The organism is Microbacterium sp. E-13 (genome assembly GCF_049912955.1).
Taxonomy (GTDB): domain Bacteria; phylum Actinomycetota; class Actinomycetes; order Actinomycetales; family Microbacteriaceae; genus Microbacterium.
Genome location: NZ_CP183973.1, coordinates 726018 through 745330, shown reverse-complemented (window position 1 = coordinate 745330; position 19313 = coordinate 726018). Strand labels below are relative to the sequence as shown.

At 68.3% G+C, this 19313-nt stretch carries 24 protein-coding genes; 3 read left to right on the top strand and 21 right to left on the bottom strand.

Going from position 1 to position 19313, the window contains the following annotated elements; genetic code table 11:
* Positions 1-16 precede the first annotated feature (16 nt).
* The 17 genes from rplR to rpsJ all read right to left on the bottom strand — a co-directional run bounded on the left by rplR (position 17) and on the right by rpsJ (position 8122).
* Positions 17-376: a 50S ribosomal protein L18 gene (gene rplR / locus ACN9MP_RS03365; RefSeq protein ID WP_116194488.1), complete on the bottom strand. Its 360-nt coding sequence runs from the start codon at positions 374-376 to the stop codon at positions 17-19.
* A gap of 2 nt (positions 377-378) precedes the next feature.
* On the bottom strand, positions 379-915 hold the full coding sequence (gene rplF, locus ACN9MP_RS03360; RefSeq protein WP_426323916.1) for a 50S ribosomal protein L6: 537 nt from the start codon (positions 913-915) through the stop codon (positions 379-381).
* Between the two features lie 6 nt (positions 916-921).
* Positions 922-1320 (bottom strand): 30S ribosomal protein S8, encoded by a 399-nt coding sequence (rpsH, locus tag ACN9MP_RS03355; protein ID WP_426323915.1) that lies wholly within the window; start codon positions 1318-1320, stop codon positions 922-924.
* A gap of 135 nt (positions 1321-1455) precedes the next feature.
* Entirely contained in the window at positions 1456-2043 is a 588-nt protein-coding gene (rplE, locus tag ACN9MP_RS03350; RefSeq protein ID WP_426323914.1) for a 50S ribosomal protein L5, read from the bottom strand.
* A gap of 2 nt (positions 2044-2045) precedes the next feature.
* Positions 2046-2405, bottom strand: a complete 360-nt coding sequence (gene rplX, locus ACN9MP_RS03345; RefSeq protein ID WP_426323913.1) for a 50S ribosomal protein L24 — start codon at positions 2403-2405, stop codon at positions 2046-2048.
* A 4-nt stretch (positions 2406-2409) separates the two neighbouring features.
* Entirely contained in the window at positions 2410-2778 is a 369-nt protein-coding gene (rplN, locus tag ACN9MP_RS03340; RefSeq protein WP_045301495.1) for a 50S ribosomal protein L14, read from the bottom strand.
* Positions 2775-3089 carry a 30S ribosomal protein S17 gene (gene rpsQ, locus ACN9MP_RS03335; protein ID WP_056371390.1) on the bottom strand — a complete coding sequence of 105 codons (315 nt, stop codon included), beginning with the start codon at positions 3087-3089 and terminating at the stop codon, positions 2775-2777. Before rpsQ ends, rplN begins: the two co-directional genes overlap by 4 nt.
* Positions 3089-3403, bottom strand: a complete 315-nt coding sequence (rpmC, locus tag ACN9MP_RS03330) for a 50S ribosomal protein L29 (RefSeq protein WP_045275475.1) — start codon at positions 3401-3403, stop codon at positions 3089-3091. The genes rpsQ and rpmC overlap by 1 nt, the downstream gene beginning before the upstream one ends.
* The gene (rplP, locus tag ACN9MP_RS03325) at positions 3403-3822 is read right to left on the bottom strand and encodes a 50S ribosomal protein L16 (protein ID WP_018171451.1); all 420 of its coding nucleotides are present in this window, start codon (positions 3820-3822) and stop codon (positions 3403-3405) included. Before rplP ends, rpmC begins: the two co-directional genes overlap by 1 nt.
* Positions 3822-4604, bottom strand: coding sequence for a 30S ribosomal protein S3 (gene rpsC / locus ACN9MP_RS03320; RefSeq protein WP_426323912.1), 783 nt, complete (start codon positions 4602-4604; stop codon positions 3822-3824). The genes rplP and rpsC overlap by 1 nt, the downstream gene beginning before the upstream one ends.
* A complete protein-coding gene (gene rplV, locus ACN9MP_RS03315; RefSeq protein ID WP_426323911.1) occupies positions 4604-5002 on the bottom strand; it encodes a 50S ribosomal protein L22 in 399 nt (132 codons plus the stop codon). The genes rpsC and rplV overlap by 1 nt, the downstream gene beginning before the upstream one ends.
* A 22-nt stretch (positions 5003-5024) precedes the next feature.
* Positions 5025-5306, bottom strand: a complete 282-nt coding sequence (gene rpsS / locus ACN9MP_RS03310; RefSeq protein WP_045275479.1) for a 30S ribosomal protein S19 — start codon at positions 5304-5306, stop codon at positions 5025-5027.
* Between the two features lie 12 nt (positions 5307-5318).
* Positions 5319-6158: a 50S ribosomal protein L2 gene (rplB, locus tag ACN9MP_RS03305; RefSeq protein ID WP_426323910.1), complete on the bottom strand. Its 840-nt coding sequence runs from the start codon at positions 6156-6158 to the stop codon at positions 5319-5321.
* A 24-nt stretch (positions 6159-6182) separates the two neighbouring features.
* A complete protein-coding gene (gene rplW, locus ACN9MP_RS03300; protein ID WP_426323909.1) occupies positions 6183-6482 on the bottom strand; it encodes a 50S ribosomal protein L23 in 300 nt (99 codons plus the stop codon).
* Entirely contained in the window at positions 6479-7141 is a 663-nt protein-coding gene (rplD, locus tag ACN9MP_RS03295) for a 50S ribosomal protein L4 (protein ID WP_426323908.1), read from the bottom strand. The genes rplW and rplD overlap by 4 nt, the downstream gene beginning before the upstream one ends.
* 4 nt (positions 7142-7145) lie before the next feature.
* Entirely contained in the window at positions 7146-7805 is a 660-nt protein-coding gene (gene rplC / locus ACN9MP_RS03290; protein ID WP_426323907.1) for a 50S ribosomal protein L3, read from the bottom strand.
* 8 nt (positions 7806-7813) lie between these two features.
* Positions 7814-8122: a 30S ribosomal protein S10 gene (gene rpsJ, locus ACN9MP_RS03285; protein ID WP_192635686.1), complete on the bottom strand. Its 309-nt coding sequence runs from the start codon at positions 8120-8122 to the stop codon at positions 7814-7816.
* A 603-nt stretch (positions 8123-8725) separates the two neighbouring features.
* Here rpsJ and ACN9MP_RS03280 point away from each other — a divergent pair.
* Together ACN9MP_RS03280 and ACN9MP_RS03275 are read left to right on the top strand one after the other, a co-directional pair.
* A complete protein-coding gene (locus tag ACN9MP_RS03280; protein ID WP_426323906.1) occupies positions 8726-10291 on the top strand; it encodes a sugar transferase in 1566 nt (521 codons plus the stop codon).
* Entirely contained in the window at positions 10288-11424 is a 1137-nt protein-coding gene (locus ACN9MP_RS03275) for a glycosyltransferase (RefSeq protein WP_426323905.1), read from the top strand. The genes ACN9MP_RS03280 and ACN9MP_RS03275 overlap by 4 nt, the downstream gene beginning before the upstream one ends.
* A gap of 86 nt (positions 11425-11510) precedes the next feature.
* Here ACN9MP_RS03275 and ACN9MP_RS03270 read toward each other — a convergent pair whose 3' ends face one another.
* From ACN9MP_RS03270 to ACN9MP_RS03260, 3 genes are read right to left on the bottom strand one after another with little or no spacing between them, the layout of a single operon-like run.
* On the bottom strand, positions 11511-12005 hold the full coding sequence (locus tag ACN9MP_RS03270; protein ID WP_426323904.1) for a VanZ family protein: 495 nt from the start codon (positions 12003-12005) through the stop codon (positions 11511-11513).
* Positions 12002-13855 carry a DUF4012 domain-containing protein gene (locus tag ACN9MP_RS03265; protein WP_426323903.1) on the bottom strand — a complete coding sequence of 618 codons (1854 nt, stop codon included), beginning with the start codon at positions 13853-13855 and terminating at the stop codon, positions 12002-12004. The genes ACN9MP_RS03270 and ACN9MP_RS03265 overlap by 4 nt, the downstream gene beginning before the upstream one ends.
* A gap of 50 nt (positions 13856-13905) precedes the next feature.
* The gene (locus ACN9MP_RS03260; RefSeq protein WP_426323902.1) at positions 13906-15492 is read right to left on the bottom strand and encodes a sugar transferase; all 1587 of its coding nucleotides are present in this window, start codon (positions 15490-15492) and stop codon (positions 13906-13908) included.
* A 66-nt stretch (positions 15493-15558) separates the two neighbouring features.
* Here ACN9MP_RS03260 and ACN9MP_RS03255 point away from each other — a divergent pair, with 66 nt between their 5' ends.
* Positions 15559-18009 (top strand): glycosyltransferase, encoded by a 2451-nt coding sequence (locus ACN9MP_RS03255; RefSeq protein WP_426323901.1) that lies wholly within the window; start codon positions 15559-15561, stop codon positions 18007-18009.
* Here ACN9MP_RS03255 and ACN9MP_RS03250 read toward each other — a convergent pair.
* On the bottom strand, positions 17945-19312 hold the full coding sequence (locus tag ACN9MP_RS03250; protein ID WP_426323900.1) for an ATP-binding cassette domain-containing protein: 1368 nt from the start codon (positions 19310-19312) through the stop codon (positions 17945-17947). The genes ACN9MP_RS03255 and ACN9MP_RS03250 overlap by 65 nt on opposite strands.
* Position 19313: the final 1 nt, after the last annotated feature.

Below are 19313 nucleotides of genomic sequence, written 5' to 3'. Positions count from 1 at the left end.
TTCTCCTTGTTGTCACTCACAGGTTCAGACCTCCCTCGCGGGCGCCGTCGGCGATCGCCGCGACACGGCCGGCGTAGCGGTTGCCGCCACGGTCGAACACGACGTCCGAGACGCCGGCGGCCTTCGCGCGCTCGGCGAGCAGCTCGCCGACCTTGCGGGCCTTGGCGGTCTTGTCAGCGTCGGTCGCACGCAGGTCGGTCTCGAGCGTCGACGCCGAGGCCACGGTGTGACCCTTGCTGTCGTCGACGAGCTGAACGAACACGTGGCGCGACGAACGCGTGACGACCAGGCGGGGACGCTCGGTGGTGCCGACGACCTTCTTGCGAAGGCGGGCGTGACGACGCGCGCGCGCGTCGGACTTCGACTTCACAGCCATGGTTACTTACCAGCCTTTCCGGCCTTGCGCCGAACGACCTCGCCGGCGTAGCGCACACCCTTGCCCTTGTACGGCTCGGGCTTGCGGATCTTGCGGATGTTGGCCGCGGCCTCGCCGACGGCCTGCTTGTCGATGCCCGAGACCGTGAGCTTATTGTTGCCCTCGACGGTCAGCGTGATGCCCGCGGGCGGCTCGACGAGGACGGGGTGCGAGAAGCCGAGAGCGAACTCGACCGCCGTGCCCTTCTGCGCGACGCGGTAACCCGTGCCGACGACCTCGAGACCCTTGGTGTAGCCCTGGGTGACACCGATGATGTTGTTGTTGATGAGCGTGCGGGTCAGGCCGTGGAGCGAACGCGAAGCGCGCTCGTCATCGGGACGGGTCACGACGACCTGGCTGTCCTCGACCTTGACTTCGATGGGACGGGCCACGGTGAGCGTGAGCTCGCCTTTGGGACCCTTGACGGCGACATCCTGGCCCGCGACCGAGATGGTCACGCCGGCGGGGATGTCGATCGGAAGGCGACCGATTCGAGACATGTCAGATCACCACACGTAGGCGAGGACTTCCCCACCCACGCCCTTCTGCTCGGCCTGGCGGTCCGTGAGGAGACCAGAGGAGGTGGACAGGATGGCGACACCGAGCCCGCCGAGGACGCGGGGAAGCTCGGTCGACTTCGCGTAGACGCGGAGACCCGGCTTCGAGACGCGCTTGATGCCGGCGATCGACCGCTCGCGGTTCGGGCCGTACTTGAGCGTCAGCGTGAGGGTCTGGCCGACGCGGGCGTCGCTGACCTCCCAGGAGGAGATGTAGCCCTCCTGCTTGAGGATCTCGGCGATGTGGGTCTTGAGCTTGGAGCTCGGCAGCGACACGGAGTCGTGGTGCGCCGAGTTCGCGTTGCGCAGACGGGTCAGCATGTCTGCGACCGGGTCTGTCATTGTCATTTCTTGATTCCTTTGTTCACGAGGTATCGGCTGCCGTTACACGCCAGACGACCTTCCATGATGTCCGTATTCAGTTGTGGGATCGGATGCCGCGACCCCGCCTTTGCGGCCGGGCCGCGGCATCCGTCTCAGGAGTTACGCCTGCGCGTCTTCCGACTTGAACGGGAAGCCCAGGGCGCGCAGGAGCGCGCGGCCCTCGTCATCCGTGTTCGCCGACGTCACGATGGTGATGTCGAAGCCGCGGACGCGGTCGATCTTGTCCTGGTTGATCTCGTGGAACACCGACTGCTCCTGGAGACCGAAGGTGTAGTTGCCGTGGCCGTCGAACTGCTTGCCCGACAGGCCGCGGAAGTCGCGGATGCGGGGCAGGGCGAGGTTGACGAGACGGTCGATGAACTCCCACGCACGGTCGCCGCGGAGGGTGACGTGCGCGCCGATGGCCTGGCCCTCGCGCAGCTTGAACTGGGCGATGGACTTGCGGGCCTTGGTCACGACAGGCTTCTGACCGGTGATCTTGGTGAGGTCGTCGACCGCACCATCGATCACCTTGCTGTCGCGAGCAGCCTCGCCGACACCGGTGTTCACGACGACCTTGACCAGGCCGGGGATCTGCATGACGTTGGCGTAGCCGAACTCTTCCTGCAGCGCCTTCTTGATCTCGGCGTTGTACTTGGCCTTCAGACGAGGCTGGATTTTGCCAGTCTCGAGGGCGGTGGTGCTCATATTCAGAGGTCCTTGCCTGACTTCTTCGCGTAGCGCACGCGGACGGTGCGCTTCACGCCGTCCTTCGTCTGCTCCTCGACGCGGTGGCCGACACGGGTCGGCTTCTTGGTCGAGGGGTCGACGAGCGCGACGTTGGAGATGTGGATGGGGGCTTCCATCGTCTCGATGCCGCCCGTCTTGGTGCCGCGCTGCGACTGGCCCACGCGGTTGTGCTTGGTGACGTAGTTCACGCCCTCGACGATGACGCGGTTCTGCTCGGCGAGGACCTCGAGGACCTTGCCCTGCTTGCCGCGGTCGCCGCCACGCTCGGGCTTGGCGCCCGAGATGACCTGAACCAGGTCACCCTTCTTGATCTTGGCCATGGGGTCAGATCACCTCCGGTGCGAGCGAGACGATCTTCATGAACTTCTTGTCGCGAAGCTCACGGCCGACCGGGCCGAAGATGCGGGTGCCGCGGGGCTCCCCGTCGTTCTTCAGGATGACGGCGGCGTTCTCGTCGAACTTGATGTAAGAGCCGTCGGCGCGACGGGTCTGCTTGACGGTGCGGACGACGACGGCCTTGACCACGTCGCCCTTCTTGACGTTGCCGCCGGGGATCGCGTCCTTGACGGTCGCCACGATGATGTCACCGAGACCGGCGTAGCGGCGGTTGGAGCCGCCGAGCACGCGGATGGTGAGCAGCTCCTTGGCGCCCGTGTTGTCGGCGACCTTGAGGCGGGACTCGTTCTGAATCACTTGGCCTTCTCCAGGATCTCGACCAGACGCCAGCGCTTGGTGGCGCTGAGCGGGCGGGTCTCGTTGATGAGGACGAGGTCGCCGATCCCGGCGGAGTTGGTCTCGTCGTGCGCCTTCACCTTGGAGGTGCGGCGGATGACCTTGCCGTAGAGCGGGTGCTTCACGCGGTCCTCGACCTCGACGACGATGGTCTTGTCCATCTTGTCGCTGACGACGTAGCCGCGGCGAGCCTTGCGGTAGCCACGGGCGTCGGCGTCGCGCACGTCGTGCTCGCCGTGCTCGACCTCGGCGGCCTGCTTCTTGTCAGCCATCACTCGGCCTCTTCCTTCACGGCCTCGTCAGCGGCATCCGCCTTCTTGGCCTTGGTCTTCTTCGCCTTCGTCGCGGTCTCCAGCGGCGCGGGCGTGGCACGGATGCCGAGCTCGCGCTCACGGATCACCGTGTAGAGCCGCGCGATGTCGCGCTTGACGGCGCGGATGCGGCCGTGGCTCTCGAGCTGGCCGGTGGCCGACTGGAAGCGCAGGTTGAACAGCTCTTCCTTGGCCTTGCGCAGCTCCTCGACGAGGCGCTGGTCTTCGAACGTGTCGAGCTCGCTCGGGGCGAGCGTCTTGGTGCCGATCGCCATTACGCGTCGCCCTCCTCGCGCTTGATGATGCGTGCCTTGAGAGGCAGCTTGTGGATGGCACGGGTCAGGGCCTCACGAGCGAGTTCCTCGTTGACGCCGGCGACCTCGAAGAGGACGCGACCCGGCTTGACGTTAGCGACCCACCACTCGGGCGAACCCTTACCGGAACCCATGCGGGTCTCGGCCGGCTTCTTGGTGAGCGGACGGTCGGGGTAGATGTTGATCCACACCTTGCCGCCACGCTTGATGTGACGGGTCATCGCGATACGAGCGGACTCGATCTGACGGTTCGTCACGTAGGCGGGGGTGAGGGCCTGGATGCCGAACTCGCCGAAGGAGACCTTCGTGCCGCCGGTGGCCTGGCCCGAGCGGCCGGGGTGGTGCTGCTTGCGGTACTTGACCTTGCGGGGGATGAGCATTACGCCGACGCTCCTTCTGCCACGGGGGCCTCGTTGCGGCGGTCGCCGCCACGCTCGCCGCGGTCGCCACGCGGGCCGCCACGGCGGTCGTCACGACGACGGTCCGACTTCGGCGCGTTGGCCTGCTCGCGAGCGAGCTCCTTGTTGGTCAGGTCGCCCTTGTAGATCCAGACCTTCACGCCGATGCGGCCGAAGGTGGTCTTCGCCTCGTAGAAGCCGTAGTCGATGTTCGCGCGCAGCGTGTGCAGCGGCACACGACCCTCGCGGTAGAACTCCGAGCGGCTCATCTCGGCGCCGCCGAGGCGGCCGGAGACCTGGATGCGGACGCCCTTGGCGCCGGCGCGCTGCGCGCCCTGCAGGCCCTTGCGCATCGCGCGGCGGAACGCCACACGTGCGGAGAGCTGCTCGGCGATGCCCTGCGCGACGAGCTGGGCGTCGGCCTCGGGGTTCTTGACCTCGAGGATGTTCAGCTGGATCTGCTTGCCGGTGAGCTTCTCGAGGTCGGCGCGGATGCGCTCGGCCTCGGCGCCGCGGCGACCGATCACGATGCCCGGGCGGGCGGTGTGGATGTCGACGCGGACGCGGTCACGGGTGCGCTCGATCTCGATGTTGCTGACGCCGGCGCGGTCGAGCTGCGTCTGCAGCAGCTTGCGGATCCGGATGTCCTCGGCGACGTAGTCGGCGTAGCGCTGCCCAGGCTTCGTCGAGTCCGAGAACCAACGCGACACGTGGTCGGTGGTGATGCCGAGGCGGAAGCCGTACGGGTGGACTTTCTGTCCCATTACTTGCTCGCCTTCTTGGTCTTGGAAGCCGGCGCCGTCTCCGCGACCTCGGGGGTCGAGAGCACGACGGTGATGTGGCTCGTGCGCTTCTTGATCTGGAAGGCGCGACCCTGTGCGCGGGGCTGGAAACGCTTGAGCGTCGTGCCCTCGTCGACGTACGCGTTCTTCACGTACAGGTCCTGCTCGTCCAGGTACTCGCCGTCCTTGTCGGCCTTCACGCGAGCATTCGCGACAGCCGAGGCGACGAGCTTGTAGATCGGCTCGCTCGCACCCTGCGGTGCGAACTTGAGGATGGCCAGGGCCTCCTCAGCCTGCTTGCCCTTGATGAGCGCAACGACACGACGAGCCTTCTGAGGGGTCACGCGGATGTGTCGCACGCGTGCGATGGACTCCACCATTTCTCTCTCCTCTGCCCCCGCGTCAGCGGCGGCGGCCCTTCTTGTCGTCCTTCACGTGGCCGCGGAAGGTGCGGGTGGGCGCGAACTCGCCCAGCTTGTGGCCGACCATGGTCTCGGACACGAACACGGGGATGTGCTTGCGTCCGTCGTGCACGGCGATGGTGTGACCCAGCATGGCCGGGATGATCATCGAACGGCGCGACCAGGTCTTGATGACGTTCTTGGTGCCGGCTTCGTTCTGGACGACGACCTTGCGAAGCAGGTGCTCGTCGACGAAGGGGCCCTTCTTAAGGCTGCGAGGCATCTTCCTCTACTCCTACTTCCGCTTCTTGCCGGCGTTGCGACGACGGACGATGTACTTGTCGCTTTCCTTGTTCGCGTGACGGGTGCGGCCCTCAGGCTGACCCCACGGCGAAACGGGGTGACGACCACCGGACGTCTTACCCTCACCACCACCGTGCGGGTGGTCCACCGGGTTCATGGCGACACCGCGGACGGTCGGGCGGACGCCCTTCCAGCGCTTGCGGCCGGCCTTGCCCCAGTTGATGTTCGACTGCTCGGCGTTGCCGACCTCGCCGATCGTCGCGCGGCAGCGCGCATCGACGTTGCGGATCTCGCCCGAGGGCAGACGCAGCTGCGCGTAGGGGCCGTCCTTCGCCACCAGGCGAACCGACGCACCGGCCGAACGCGCCATCTTCGCGCCGCCGCCGGGGCGGAGCTCGATCGCGTGGATCACGGTACCGGTGGGGATGTTCTTCAGCGGCAGGTTGTTGCCCGGCTTGATGTCGGCCGACGGACCCGACTCGACGATGTCGCCCTGCGCCAGCTTGTTCGGCGCGAGGATGTAGCGCTTCTCGCCGTCGAAGTAGTGCAGGAGCGCGATGCGCGCGGTGCGGTTGGGGTCGTACTCGATGTGGGCGACCTTGGCGTTGATGCCGTCCTTGTCATTGCGACGGAAGTCGATGACACGGTACTGACGCTTGTGGCCACCACCGATGTGACGCGTGGTGATGCGGCCCTGGTTGTTGCGGCCACCGGTCTTGCTGAGCGGGCGGAGGAGCGACTTCTCGGGCGTCGATCGGGTGATCTCGGCGAAGTCGGCCACCGACGAGCCGCGGCGACCCGGGGTCGTGGGCTTGTACTTGCGAATAGCCATATCTCTAGTCCTCTATCCCGACCGTCAGCCGACTGCCGTGAAGATGTCGATGGTGCCCGACTTCAGGGTCACGATGGCGCGCTTGGTGTCCTTGCGCTTGCCCGTGCCGAAGCGGGTGCGGCGGGCCTTGCCCGCGCGGTTGAGCGTGTTGACCGCTGCGACCTTGACGCCGAAGATCTTCTCGATGGCGAGCTTGATCTCGGACTTCGAGGCGCGGGGGTCGACGAGGAAGGTGTACTTGCCCTCGTCGATGAGCCCGTAGCTCTTCTCCGAAACGACCGGCTTGAGGATGATGTCGCGCGGGTCCTTGTTCACGGCGGTCATGCCGAGACCTCCTCGGTGGCGGCGCTCTTCGACGCGACGAAGGCGTCGTAGGCGGCCTTGGTGAAGACGATGTCGTCGGAGACGAGCACGTCGTAGGCGTTGAGCTGGTCGAACGGCAGCACGTGCGCGAACGGGATGTTGCGGACGCTGAGGACGTTGATGTCGTCCGAGCGGTCCACGACCACGAGCACGTTCTTGACGGCGCCCAGACCGGTGAGGACCGCGGCGGCGGCCTTCGTCGAGGGAGCACCCTCGATGCCGAACGACTCCACGACGTGGAGACGCTCGCCGCGAGCACGGTCGCTGAGCGCGCCCAGCAGGGCGGCGGCGATCATCTTCTTGGGGGTGCGCTGCGAGTAGTCGCGCGGCTTCGGGCCGTGCACGACGCCACCGCCGGTCATGTGCGGCGCGCGGATCGAGCCCTGGCGGGCGTTACCCGTGCCCTTCTGCTTGAAGGGCTTGCGGCCGGCACCCGAGACCTCACCGCGACGCTTGGTCGAGTGAGTGCCCTGGCGAGCCGCCGCGAGCTGCGCGACGACGACCTGGTGGATGAGCGGGATGTTCGTCTTGACGTCGAACAGCTCAGCAGGAAGCTGGACCGAGCCAGCCGCCGTGCCGTCTGCGTTCACGACGTCGAGCGCGAGAGTCGAGTCAGCCATGGGATCAGGCACCCTTCACTGCGTTGCGGACGTAGACGATGCGGCCGCGCGCGCCGGGGACGGCGCCCTTGACGAGCAGCAGACCCTTCTCCGCGTCGATGCCGTGCACCGTGAGGTTGAGGACGGTCACGCGCTCGCCACCCATACGGCCGGCCATGCGCATGCCCTTGAAGACGCGGCTCGGGGTCGACGAGGCGCCGATCGAACCGGGCTTGCGGTGGTTGCGGTGCGCACCGTGCGAGGCGGACACACCCTTGAAGTTGTGGCGCTTCATGACACCCGCGGTGCCCTTGCCCTTGCTGGTGCCGACGACGTCGACCAGCTGGCCGGCCTCGAACGTGCCGTCCACCGTGAGCTCCTGACCGAGTGAGTAGTCAGCGGCGTCCGCGGTGCGGATCTCGGTGAGGTGACGGCGCGGGGTGACACCCGCGGCCTCGAAGTGGGCCGTCAGGGGCTGGTTCACCTTGCGGGGGTCGATCTGGCCGTAGGCGATCTGAACGGCCTTGTAGCCGTCGCGCTCGGGCGTGCGGACCTGGGTCACCACGTTCGGCGCGATCTCGATGACGGTGACGGGAACGAGCTTGCCGTTCTCGTCCCAGACCTGGGTCATGCCGAGCTTGGTGCCCAGCAGGCCCTTGGAAACCTTGTTGTTGATGTCAGCCATGTCGAACCTCAGAGCTTGATCTCGATGTTGACATCGGCCGGAAGGTCGAGGCGCATGAGCGAGTCGACGGCCTTCGGCGTCGGGTCGACGATGTCGATCAGACGCTTGTGGGTGCGCATCTCGAAGTGCTCGCGGCTGTCCTTGTACTTGTGGGGAGAACGGATCACGGCGACCACGTTCTTCTCCGTCGGAAGGGGCACGGGGCCCACGACCGTCGCGCCCGCACGGGTCACGGTGTCGACGATCTTGCGTGCCGACGAGTCGATGACCTCGTGGTCGTACGACTTCAGGCGAATGCGGATCTTCTGTCCCGCCATTGTCTGCTCACTCTCTTTCTCGCGTCATACCCCTGTGGCATTGGACGCACGTGGCGCTGGGCGCCCTGGCACTTTCTCCTCGCGGCCGCTCGGTTCCCGAGCTCGTCGAGGGATGCTGCACCGCTGTTCTGCTGTCAATCCGGAGGCCGCACCGAAGCGCCGCTCCCGGCATCCGTCCTCCTCCGCGCGCGGAACATGGCTCCGCCGAGGATGGATTCGAGATGTGGTGGTTCTGCTGCCCGCGGCCTAGGACCCTGCGCGACTGTGCTGTGAAGTGTGTGTCTACTCCGCAGACAGGCGCCGCCTATGCACTGCCCTGGCAGTGATCCGACGCACGCCAAGTGGGGCATCGGAATGTGGAACCTCACTAGTCTACGTGCAGCCCGGGCGTGTCGCAAACTCGGGCGTGTCGCGCGGCGGCCATGCTCGGCGGTTTCCCAGTCGGCGGCCCCGACCGCAACGTTGGCGCAAGAGTTCCTCAAGCACGCTTCCCGCATCTGGAAGGTCGTGACACAATGACGTCACCGCAACCGTCGGCGAACTGGGAAATTTCGCCGGCGCGCAGAACCCGAATCTGCGTGGTTGCGCTGGGGAAGGGGAGCAGTGGCGTCGAATTTCGTCGACGCGGCACAGCAGCCGTACGGCGACGCATACAACGGTCGATCGACCAGGCGAGGGGCAACCGGGGAGGGTGTCTCTCGCGCACAGGGCGTACCCGCTGAATACGCCCACACCACGGATCATTGGCGCGACAGGTACGCGCGGCGGCTGTGGATCAGCGACCTCGTCGTCCTGACGGCCGTCGTGTTCGGCACGCAGATCGCGTGGCTCGGCCTGGAGCGGGATGTCGTCATCCGCGACGACTCCGTCTTCGGCGACATGTCGTACTGGGGCTTCTCGACAGGACTGCTCATCGCCTGGATGTGGTCCCTCAGCCTCGTCGACTCGCGGAGCGCGCGCGTCGTGGGGAGCGGCTCGAGCGAGTACACGCGCATCGTCTCGGTCAGTGTCCGGCTGTTCGGCATCATCGCGATCCTCGCGTTCCTGCTGCGCGTCGACGTCGCACGCGGGTACCTGCTCATCAGCTTCCCGGTCGGCATCGCGGTACTCATCATCGAGCGGTGGGTCTGGCGGCGCTGGCTCGTCGCCGAGCGTCTCCGCGGCGGGTGGAGTGCGACGGTGCTCCTGGTCGGCTCGCCCGCGTCGGTGGCGCAGGTCGCTGAGGCGCTCCGCCGCACCCCGAGCGCGGGCTACCGCGTGGTCGGGGCCTGCGTGCCCGACGGCGTCGCCGGCCAGCTGGTCCCGGGCACCGACATCCCGGTCTGCGGCGACATCGGCGGCGTGCTGGGCGCGCTGGAAGCGGTGGATGCCGACACCGTCGCGGTCACGAGCACCGACGAGCTTCCGCCCTCGGGCGTCAAGCGCATCTCCTGGGCGCTCGAGGCCGATCGCCGGCACCTGATCCTGGCGCCGAGCATCGCCGACATCGTGGGCCCCCGCATCCACACGCGTCCGGTCGCCGGTCTTCCGCTGATCCACGTCGAGACGCCGCGGTACAGCAAGGGGCAGAGGTTCCTCAAGCGGGCCAACGACATCGTGACCGGCTCGCTGGGCCTCGTGCTGCTCGCACCGCTCATGGCCGTACTGGCGCTGGCGATCCGGAGCACGACGTCGGGTCCGGCGTTCTTCTGGCAGACCCGCATCGGCCTCGACGGGCGCCCCTTCCGGATGCTGAAGTTCCGCACCATGGTGACGGACGCCGAGGAGCTGCTCTCGGGGATCGAGCACCGGCGGGACTCCGGCAACGAAGTGCTCTTCAAGATGCTCGAAGATCCCCGCGTCACGCCGATCGGCCGGTTCCTGCGCCGGTACAGCCTCGACGAGCTGCCGCAGCTGGTGAACGTGGTCAGCGGCTCGATGTCGCTCGTCGGCCCGCGTCCGCCGCTCCCCCGCGAGGTGGCGCGGTACGCCGACCACGTGCACCGCCGGTTCATGGTGAAGCCCGGCATCACCGGTCTCTGGCAGGTGAGCGGCCGGTCGTCGCTGTCGTGGGAGGAGTCCGTGCGCCTCGACCTCTCCTACGTGGACAACTGGACGCTCGCCGGCGACTTCGTGATCCTCCTGCGCACCGCCCGAGCAGCGCTCCTCCCGGGAAGGACCGCGGCATGAGCGGGCTCCTGGTCACCGAGTGGATCGAGTCGGTCGGTGGTGCCGAGAAGGTGCTGGACCGGGCCGCGGGCCTCTTCTCCGACGCGCAGATGCTGTGCCTGTGGAACGATGCGCCCCGGCGTCACCCGGGCCGCAAGGTGCGCGAGACCTGGCTGGCGCGGACGCCGCTGCGGCACCACAAGGCACTCGCCCTTCCCGTGATGCCGCTCACCTGGCGTATCCCGCGGCACCTCTCGGGCGACTGGGCGCTGGTCTTCTCCCACGCGTTCGCGCACCACGTGCGCTTCACGGACGAGAACATGCCGACGTTCGTCTACGTCCACACGCCCGCCCGGTATCTGTGGGCGCCGGAACTCGACGGCCGGGGCGACAACCTCGCCGCCCGCATCGCCTCTCCCCCGCTGCGCGCGATCGACCGCCGCACCGCCCGGCGCGCAACGGCGCTCGCCGCCAACAGCCGGTTCGTGGCGAAGCGCGTCGAGCGGGCCTGGGGTGCCGAGGCATCCGTCATCCATCCGCCCGTCGAGGCCGCGTACATCGGGTCCGGAGCCTGGCGCGGGCTCCTCAGCGACAGCGAGCGCCGGACGCTCGACGCGCTGCCGGAGCAGTTCGTGCTCGGCGTCTCGCGCTTCATCCCCTACAAGCGACTCGACATCGTCGTCGAGGCCGGCGAGGCGCTGGGCCTTCCGGTCGTGCTCGCGGGCTTCGGTCCTCTCGAGGCCGAGTTGCGCGAGGTGGGCGAGGCCGCCAAGGTGCCGGTGCATGTCGAGGTCGCGCCCTCCGACGCCATGATCTTCGCGCTCATGGAGCGCGCGAGCCTGTTCGTCTTCCCACCGGTCGAGGACTTCGGCATCGTCGCCGTCGAGGCGATGGCTGCCGGCACTCCGGTCATCGCGAACCGCGTGGGCGGGGCCAGCGAGTCGATCGACGACGGTGTGGGGGGCGCGCTGTTCGATCCCCGCTCGCGGAGCGAGCTCGTCGAGGCCGCGACGCGCAGTTTCACCCTGCCTCGTGAACGGATTCTTCAGCAGGCGATGCAGTTCGACGCGGCGGAGTTCGACCACCGGCTGCTGACCTGGATGACCCACCACGGCGCAGATGTGGGTGCGTCGGTGGCGGCATCCGTCCACTGACGTTCCGCCCGACGGAAACTCCTTCGCCGCCCAGCGGGCGCCACCACCGTACTGTCGGGACGGATGCCGCGGCGGAAGCCCCGGCGTCAGCCGACGCCGAGCCGCTGCCGTGCCTCGTGTCGCTCGATGACCTTCTCGTCGCGTGCCTTCACCACTGCCCGGATGAAGACGGCCGCGAGCACGCCGATCGTCGCGCCGATCGAGTTCGAGATGACGTCCTGAACCGTCGCATAGCGCGCCGCGAGCAGATAGTGCTGCGACACCTCGATCGCCGCGGACAGGGCGGGGCCGAGCAGCAGCGCGACCGGCCACCAGTGCAGAGGCACCATTAGCCCGAAGAGGAATCCGACGGGGACGAACAGCAGCATGTTCGCGAAGGACTCGATGAAGCCGTAGTCGATGAACGTCGGCACCCCGCGCTCGTGGAGTTCCGAGATCGCGCGGTCGAGCAGGCCCGCCACCGACGCGTCGATGGGGCTCGGCCAGAACACGACGAACGCCAGGAAGGTTCCGTACACGAGCATCATCGCGACGATGATCGCGTGTCGCGGGCCGCTCGTCGACGGCAGACGCTCGCTCATCCGGCCGCGGGGAAGAGCGCCGAGCAGGACGAGTCGACGGTGACCGGTGTCTGCGTCACCGTCGGGGAGTACCGCACCTGCAGGGCGCCGAGGGGGCCCTCCGGAAGCACGCTGGTGAACGAGACCGTCTTCGTCTCGCCCATCTTCAGCAGCATCGTGCGGCTGGCGAGGGCATGGCCCTTCTCGGAACCGTCACGATCCCAGCGGGCGATGTCGCCGTCCGCCGGGGTCGTGCCGACGAGTGACGCGCCGGGAGGCGCCACCGAGAGCACGTCCAGGATCATGGTCGTGCGCGGCAGCCCGAGGCGATTGTTCCGCCAGCCGAGCGTGTACCCGCTGAGGTTCGGGCCGGGCACCGACGATGCGAGCGAGAGCGACGTGGTCATGGTGCGTGCCGCGGCGTCGCAAGTGACCGTCATCGACGTCGACAGGTAGTACTCGAGCTTGCTGTACGACGAGTCGTTGACGTACATGCCCACCTGCGTGGCCGCCGTGTTGTCGACGGTCAGCGCGCCGTCGACGCCGAGTTCCGACACGACGGCGTTCTCGTCCTCCCGAGGGAACCAGGCGTAGATGCGCTGCTCGTCCACCGAGCGTGTGAGCTGGTCGATCATCGCCATCGGACCCCACGCGCCGCTCGCGATCTTGTCGAACACGCGGGATGCGACGTCCGCGAAGTAGGCGTCGGCCGCCCTCCCGTCGGTCCCGAACCGCTCATACGTCTCGCTGAGGAGAAGGCTCACGGCGTTGTCGGCGTTGATCTCGGTGCCGTCCTCGAGTTCGATCGGCCCTGTCGCCTCGAGCATGTAGCCCAGCGCGACCGGGTCGATCGAGATGACCCCGTCCAGCTCCGTGCCGTTCGTCTGCTCCCACAGCTGGGAGAACATGCCCGCGGTCGTGGGGAAATCCGGCGTGCGCGTGAAGTTCTGGGCGTTGTAGGCGAAGTCCGACTCGTAGAGGCGCAGGGTCTCTTTCGGAAGATCGGATCGCAGCTTGCCGCTGACGCCCGCGATGTAGAAGTCCTCGACGGTCTCGTCCTCGACCTTCTCGATCTTGCCGTTGTCGGCTCGGATCACCGTGGACGTGGCGGCATTGCCTCCGGTGGCGCGGATCTCCGCGTTGTTCTGGAAGATGACGAGATAGTTGCGCGGGCCCTCGGAACCGGCCATCCTCAGCGCGATCGGCAGCAGCTCCTCGCCGGTGTCCAGCAGCGGACCCGCCTGCTCGACGACGGTGATGAGCTGGCCGATGGCCTCGTCGACGACGGGATGCAGTTCCGCACGGTCGATGGCCGAGATCTTCCCCTCCGCCTCCGCGAGGACGGTCCGGATCTGCGGCAGGGTCTGCTGCGCCTGCTGGAAGGGCGCGAGGTTGATGCCGCCGCCCTTCAGCTTCAGCTTGTCGGGCGACATGAGCCCCAGAAGCTGGAGCCCGGGGGGCAGGGCGTCGCGGACGATGATGTGCGTGGCCTCCGTCGCGAGCTTGACGGCGCTGATGTTGGCGCCGACGCCCGGGAGAGCGGATGCGGCGTCCCAGAGCGGCCCCTGCACCGTCTCGTCCGCATCCGCGGTGAGTTCGAGCGTCTCGGCGCCGATGATCTGCAGCTGCTCGGCATCGCCGTCCTTGTACGCGTCCGTCAGCGACCCCAGGCGCGCCTTCGCGGCCATGAGATCGTCACGCACCTCGAGAGCCTGCATCGCGAAGACCCCGCCGACGGCGGCCGCACCGCCGAGCACGATCGCGACGCTCGCCAGGACCACCCACGGCCAGCGCCGGCGACGCTGCGGCGCCGGGGCGTGGTTACCGGCGCGACCATTGCGGTAGCGACCGGGCGAGGGTTTCGGAGACACCAGAGGATGCTATCGAGGACGGGCTGAGACTGCGCCGAGAGGCGACGCCATCAGTGCGCCGTCTCGCCCGGGGCGACCACGGCCCGGACGGTCCGGAACAGGATCACCAGGTCCTGCATGAACGACCAGTTCTCCACGTAGTAGAGGTCGAGCCGGATCGCATCCTCCCAGGACAGCCTGGAGCGTCCGCTCACCTGCCAGAGCCCGCTCATCCCCGGCTTGACGAGCAGGCGGCGCTCCACCACCTCGTCGTAGAGAGTCACCTCCGCCGGCCGCTGCGGACGCGGCCCGACGAGGCTCATGTGCCCGGCCAGCACGTTGAGGAGCTGGGGCAGCTCGTCGATGGAGTGGCGACGGATCAGCCGCCCGACCGGGGTGATGCGGGGATCGTCGGTCACCTTGAAGAAGGGCCGCTCGGTGGTTCCCTGGAGGTCGAGAAGGCTCGCGAGCTGGTCGTCGGCGCCGCGGACCATGGAGCGGAACTTGATCATCGCGAACGTGGTGCCCTGGCGCCCCACGCGCTGCTGCGTGTAGAACACCGGCCCCGGCCCATCGATGCGGATCGCGATCGCGGTGGCGAGCATGATCGGCGAGGCGAGCACCAGGAGGACGAGGGAGCCGACGATGTCGAACGTCCGCTTGACCACGCGGTGATAGCCCTCGAGCCGCGGGAAGTCGATGTGGACGAGCGGCAGCCCCGCCACCGGGCGCGCGTGGATGCGCGGGCCGGCGACATCCGTGAGGGCCGGCGCCACGACCCAGTTGACGGCGCGGTCGGCCATCGCCCACCCCAGGCGCCGCATCGTGCCGGGGTCGAGCTCGTCGGCGCCCGCGACGATCAGGGTGTCGGCGTTCGCCGCGTCGAACGCCTCCTCCGCGTCGGCGAGCGCGCCGAGCACCGGCACGTCGCCGATCGCGGTGCGGGTGCCGCGCGGGGTGATGGCACCCACGATCGTGTAGCCCGTCCCGTGCGTCCCCCGGATCTGAGTGATGATGTGCGCGAGCTTGGCCCGATCTCCCAGCACCACGGCCCGATAGACGAAGGCGCCGGCCTTCTGGCGGGCGCGGAGCCACTGCCGCCAGCCCCACCGGCCCGCGAGCAGCCCCACGAGACCGATGGGCAGGGCGACGAGGAACAGAGCGCGAGCGACCTCGATGCGGAGGAAGAACGCGACCGTGATGACGATCGCGAAGACGAAGAACGTGGCGCTGATGATCCGGCGATACTCGACCACGCCGTGGCCGACGATGTGACGGTCCCGGGTGTCGAACGCGTCGAGACACAGCAGCCACAGCACGCAGATGATGGCGAGGGGAACGATGTAGGGGAGGTCGGGGCCGCCCGGCCACGACAGCGTCGTCGTCAGGTTCGGCAGCACCAGGGCGCCGAAGCCGACCAGTGTCGCCGCGAGGATCAGCGCGTCGGTGTAGATCAGACGGCTCGCATAGCGGCGAACCCACGGCGGTTCCCGGCGCTTGAGCGGGATGGCCGCGGTCGAGGAGCGCGGTGCGGGCTCGGCGAAGGGGTCGGGCGTCAGAACCAGGGGCGTCGTTCCGGAGACGAGCTCGTCCAGGGTCGCCGAACGAGCGGAGCGCCTTCTGACCGCTCTCGTGCGTTCACCCCAGCCTGCTGTCACGGCACCTGTTCCGTAGTGCGTCGTCGATCCGGAGCCGCAGCGCCGAACCGCGTTACAGGGTACTACGTGCAGATTCCAGGGGTTGACAGCGCGCCGTCAGTTCTGCCTGCTACACCCGGCCGGGGGTTTGCTGTCACGGAGCGAGGCCTCGCCGAGCGCACCGACCGCATAGAATCGAGGCCGATGAAGCCGGCGCCTCTTGTCTCGATCGTCATGCCGGTCTTCAACGACGAGGCGACGATCTCCCACGCCCTCGAGAGCGCGCTCCGGCAGACGCTCCACGAGATCGAGGTGATCTGCGTCGACGACGCCTCGACGGACGGCACTGCCGCCGTGGTCGAGCGATTCGGGGTCCGCGACCCGCGCGTTCGTCTCATCCGACACGAGCGCAACCTGTCGGCGTTCCAGGCCCGCCGGACCGGGATCCTCGCCGCCCAGGCCGACTACGTGCTCTTCCTGGACGGCGACGACGAACTGGCGGCGGATGCCGCGGACAAGGCGCACCGACAGGCGCAGGCGACGGATGCCGACCTGGTGGGCTTCGGTGTCACGGTCGTGGAGAAGGACGGCCGGACGGGCGGCTCGTACGAGCGGAGGTTGCAGCCCCGGCACGTGTCGCTCGAGGGGACCGAGGTCCTGAGGGGCCTCTTTCCCGTCGGCAAGCCGGCACAGGGACAGTTGTGGCGCATGCTGTTCCGCACGGCCGTGCTTCGCGACGCCTACGCCCTGCTGCCGGACGATCTGGCGCTGCCTCGGGTCAACGACCTTCCCCTGATATTCCTCGTGGCGGCTCTCGCGACCCGATACGTCTCCATCACCGACAGGCTCTATCGTTACCACTTCGGGCGTGGCGGCAGCGGGCACGACGTCGACAGCGTGGAGCGGGCGGAGTTCTACGTCTCGGCGATCCTCTCGATCGACAGCATCCGTCCTGCGGTACAGAATCTCGCCGGCACTCACAGCGATCCGCCGCTGCTCCTCGAAGCCTATGAGTCGGCGAGGCTGTCGATCGTCGGCTATGTCTGCTCGCAGCTGATCGACCGCAGCGAGAGCGCCGTCCTCGACGCGGCACTGGCGCATCTGCACACCGTGGCATCCGCGCACGACATCATCCACGCGGCGGCACGGTTCTACCCTGCCGCGCTGACGACTCTGAAGTTCCACACCCCGTGGCACGATCTGGCCGATCGCCCGGTGCGCAGCATCCTGCTCGCCACCTCCACGCTGGGTACAGGGGGCGTCTCGGCCGTGCTCACGTCGCAGGCCCGCTACCTGCGGAACGCGGGATACCGCGTGACGGTCGTGGCGCGTACCGCGGGAAGCGAACGCTCCGCGGTTCCGGAGGGCGCCGCTTTCGTCGAGATGACGGCCCGCGGTCTGCCCGAGCGGCTGGAGGAGTGGGCCGACATCTGTCGTGCGCATGAGGTCGACGTGGTGATCGACCATCAGGTGCTGTACACCCGATACTGGCCGGAGTTCGCGCTCATGGCCCGCGCCGAGGGCGCTGACACCGTCGGCTGGCTGCACAACTTCGCCGCGCGGCCGATCTACGACGGCGACGATCGGCTCTCTCTGATCGAGCAGTGCGGCAGGACGCTCGCCCGGCTGGTCGTCCTCTCGCCGCTCGACGTCGCCTACTTCAAGCTGCGCGGTGTGGCTCACACCTCGTTCGCGCCGAACCCTCCTTCGCCGCTGCTGGTCGAGTCATCGTCGCGGGCGGTGACCAAGTCACCCCCGATCGATCGCATCGAGCTGGTGTGGTGGGGTCGCCTGGAACAGCGCACGAAACAGGTCTTCGAGCTGATCGAGGTGGGGGTGCAGCTGCGCAAACTCGAACTCGACTTCCGCCTCACCGTCATCGGGCCGGACTGGGACGACGTCACGGCCAAGAAGTTCAATGCGGAGGCGCGCCGGCGGCGTGTCGGCGACCATGTCGTCGCTGTCGGACCGCGGCACGGGCGGGCGCTGGTGGAAGCGATCGACGCCGCAGACGCCTTCGTCTCCACCAGCATCATCGAGGGGTACCAGCTCACCATCGCCGAAGCGCAGGCGCGGGGCCTGCCGGTGTTCATGTACGAGCTTCCGTGGCTCACCCTCGTGCAGGACAACGACGGCATCGTGCCGGTTCCCCAGGGCGATGCCGCGGCACTCGCCCGCGAGATCTCCCGCGTCGTCGGCGATCCCGACCGTTACGTGCGTCTGTCGAACGCCTCGGTGGATGCCGCGCAGCGGGCGCTCTCGTACGACTTCGGGCGTCTCTACCAGGACATCGTCTCGGGCACGCCCGGACCGGAGTTCTCGCCGGAGCCGACACTGGAGGATGCACGCGAGCTGCTGCGGCTGCTGGTCTTCTTCGCCGAGCGGGCCGAGCGGCGGGGTCGTGCGCCGGCCCGCGACTCCGGGCTCGTGCCCCGGCTCTGGCGTTCCGCCGCCCCGATCGGGCGGGCCACACTCAAGCGGATACCGGGCCTGCGGCCGCTCGCGCATCGGGCGAAGAAACGGCTGCTGGGGGGCTGATGGCCGGACCTCGGTCGCGGAGCTCCGCCGGTTCGGGCTGAATCACCACCGCCGACGTCTCCGTCCGCAGCGTCGCGGGTGCGGGAAGCGCCGCGGAATGCGACAGCACCCCCACGAGCGTGATCGCGGCGCCCGCGCCGATCGCAAGCAGAATGGCAGCCCCGGTGATGGCCAGTGCGACGATCCTGCGGCGGGTCCGCTCGCGCTCCATGCGCTGGTACCGCTCGCGCCGCGCCGCGGCGCGGGGACTCTCTCGCGGCACGGGGATCGGCCGCGTGCCCACCGGCTGCCGCGCCGAACCCGCCTTGGTCTGTCCCGGAGCGCGCTCCGGCGGGCTCGCCTCGGTCGTCGGCGTCGCCGCGCCGGTGAGCAGTTCATCGAACGTCGCCGGTCCGGACGACGCCCCGGCAGCTCCGCGTGCCACGTGGTCGGGCTCAGCCGCTTGGGCAGCGGGCGGCGTCTGAGCCGCGCCGGCGGGACGCTTCGCCCCGGACGCGGCGGGTCGCTTGGCCTTGGCAGTCGATGCCGCCCCGACCGCGGTGCTCCCCGGGTTCTTCGTCCACTTGACGTAGTCGTCGATGACGGCGGTGGCGGGACCGTCGGCTCGCAACTCGCCCTTGTGGATCCACAACACGCGGTCGCACGTGTCCTTGAGCGAGCCGATGGAGTGACTCACGATCATCACGAGGCCGGCCGTGGCGCGCAGCTCGCGGATGCGCTGCTCGCTCTTCGCCTTGAATCGACGGTCGCCGACCGCAAGCGCCTCGTCCACCAGCAGGATGGAATGGGCCTTCGCCGACGCGATGGCGAACCGCAGGCGCGCACCCATGCCCGAGGAGTACGTGCGCATCGGGTGGTGGATGAACTCGTTGAGTTCGGCGAAGTCGGCGATCTCGTCGACGCGGGCAGCCGCCTCGGCGGGGCTGAAGCCCATGGCGAGGAGACCGAGCTTGATGTTGTTCTCGCCGGAGAGCTCCGGCACCAGCGCCGCGTTGACGCCGAGGAGCACGGGCCGGTCACGCGCCCAGATCGTGCCCTCCGACGTGGGGATGAGCCCGCTCATGGCACGGAAGAGGGTCGATTTGCCCGAGCCGTTGTGTCCGACGACACCGATGGTCTCCCCCTCGCCGGCGGTGAAGGAGACGCCGCGCAAGGCGGGAACCATCTTCAGGCCCCGGCCCCCGCGCAGAGGGTTGGTGCTGAAGAGGCTCTCCTTCCCGTTCATGCGCTTTCCCGACGCATAGACCCGGTAGGTGACATGCGCATCGTCGGCAACGATCATCGGGCGCGGTGCGCCGCTCATC